Annotated in this window: 2 protein-coding genes; both read right to left on the reverse strand. The window is 73.2% G+C overall.

The features are described from left to right. On the reverse strand, positions 1-983 hold a 983-nt coding region (locus ACTWP8_RS38140), incomplete at its 3' end, for a sensor histidine kinase (protein ID WP_443326635.1). A 213-nt stretch (positions 984-1,196) separates the two neighbouring features. After that, positions 1,197-1,525 (reverse strand): sensor histidine kinase (locus ACTWP8_RS38145; RefSeq protein ID WP_443326636.1); only part of this gene is annotated, 329 nt, incomplete at its 5' end.

Genomic DNA, 1,525 nt, shown 5'->3' on the forward strand with positions numbered 1-1,525 from the left:
GTGGAGAGGGCGGGGCCGAGGCCGCGGTCGGTGAGGATGGCGGGGTGGATGCCGCGGGCGAGGTCGCGGAGTTCTTGGAGGGCGAGTTTCACTTCGCCGTGGGCTTCGTCGACCATGCGGGCGGCGGTGTCGGGGTCTTCCTGGAGTTTTTCCTTGGCGAGGCCGAGGTCCATGGCGAGGGCGACGAGGCGGGCCTGGGCGCCGTCGTGGAGGTCGCGTTCGATGCGGCGCAGGTCGGCGGCCGCGGTGTCGACCACCGTCCCGCGGTCCGACTCCAGCTCCGTCACGCGCGTGGCCAGCCGGGAGGGGCCGAGCAGCCCGGACACCATCACCCGGTCCACCTGCGTGAGGGCGCGGATCACCCACGGGGTGGCGAGGACGAGCAGCAGCCCGGTGGCGGAGGCGGCGGCGATCTCGAAGGGAGTGTCGAGGTAGAAGTCGTCCCTGGGGTCCTCGCTCCCGTACAGCTGGATGCCCGGCTGGTCGGCGTAGCGGTGGAGCGTCCAGTGCCACACCGGGTAGAGCAGCAGCGCCCAGCCGTTCGCCCACAGGACGAGCGAGACGCAGAAGGCGAAGACCGCCCAGGGGAAGTGCAGCAGGCAGTAGAGCAGGTGGCGCCAGGAGGCCCCGCTCTTGAGCAGCGCGCCGACCCAGGCCATCAGCCCGCGGCCGCTGGGGCGTACGGGCTCGGGCGCGGCCACGTCCAGGCGCAGCAGGGCCCGGGCCCGGGTGCGCTCCACCGAGCCGAACGCGCGGGCGCCGGTCAGCGCGGCGGCCAGCACCGGCACGCCGAGGAAGGTGACGAGCAGGCCGGCGCCGAGGGAGGTCATCGTGACCGCGTAGACGAACATCACGATCGCGATCGGCAGACTGAGCATCAGGTGGAGGAACTCGCGCCAGGTGCGGGCCTCGAGCGGCGCGCGCAGCGCCGCGGGCACCCGGTGCGGGCGGGTCTCCGGTCCGTACGCGTATGCGGTGTCCATGGCGGTGTCGTCCGTTTCTGCTTCCGCGGTCTGCCGAATGCTTGCCTCAAGGCTGCTGGACCGGGGGCCGGCGGGACCATGGAGCCGCTCGGTGTCTCGGGGGTGGGGCTTTCCCTACCTCGGCCGGCGCCTCGGCCCCACCTCGGCGTCGTACGGCGCGCGGGCCCGGCCTTCGTACGTGCGGGTACGGGTCCCTCGGTGAGGGCGCCGGGCTCAGGCGTCCGTGCGGTCCCGCCAGGGCAGCTCCGCCGTCACGGAGGTCGGCCCGCCCTCCGGCGAGTCGAGAACGAACAGCCCGTCCACCGCGCCCAGCCGCTCGGCGAGTCCCGCCAGTCCGCTGCCGCCGTCCAGCCGCGCCCCGCCGTGCCCGTCGTCCCGCACCTGCATGAGCAGCCGGTTCTCCGACCTCCACAGCTCCACGGAGGCGTGGGTTGCGTGGGCGTGTTTGCTGATGTTCTGGAGGAGTTCGGAGACGGTGAAGTAGGTGATGCCTTCGATGGCGGGGGCGGGGCGGGTGGGGAGGTCGACGGTGACGGTGACGG

Origin of the sequence: Streptomyces sp. 7N604 (assembly GCF_052245475.1) — a bacterium.
Taxonomy (GTDB): domain Bacteria; phylum Actinomycetota; class Actinomycetes; order Streptomycetales; family Streptomycetaceae; genus Streptomyces.